Raw genomic sequence first — 361 nt, 5'->3', positions numbered from 1 at the left:
TGATGGTGCCGCAGGGTCCGGACGCGACGGCGAGCGCGCTGGACGATCCCTTCCTGTGGCTGGGCATGCTGGCCGCCGCGACCGGGCGCATCGTGGTCGGTAGCGCCGCCATCGTGCTGCCGTTGCGCCAGCCGTTGCAGGTGGCGAAGTCGGCACTGAGCCTGGACCGGATGAGTGAGGGGCGGTTCGTGCTGGGCCTGGGTTCGGGCGACCGCCCGGAAGAGTTCGCCGCCTTCGGTGAAGACCTGGAGGGCAGGGCGGCGACGTTCCGTGATCGTTGGACCTTGTTGCGCGCGGCGCTGTCACCGGAGGCCGATGAGCGGACCGCCGTACTGCAGGCCACGGGTGGCTTCGACGTGCT

The 361-nt window shown here is 70.6% G+C and carries 1 protein-coding gene; it reads left to right on the top strand.

All coding sequences use genetic code 11. The annotated features are described in order from the left end of the window. Nucleotides 1-361 (top strand): LLM class flavin-dependent oxidoreductase (locus EN850_RS34355; RefSeq protein WP_136092994.1); only part of this gene is annotated, 361 nt, incomplete at both ends.

This window comes from Mesorhizobium sp. M8A.F.Ca.ET.207.01.1.1 (genome assembly GCF_004794715.1).
GTDB lineage: Bacteria > Pseudomonadota > Alphaproteobacteria > Rhizobiales > Rhizobiaceae > Mesorhizobium.
This window is presented reverse-complemented; position numbering and strand designations above follow the sequence as displayed.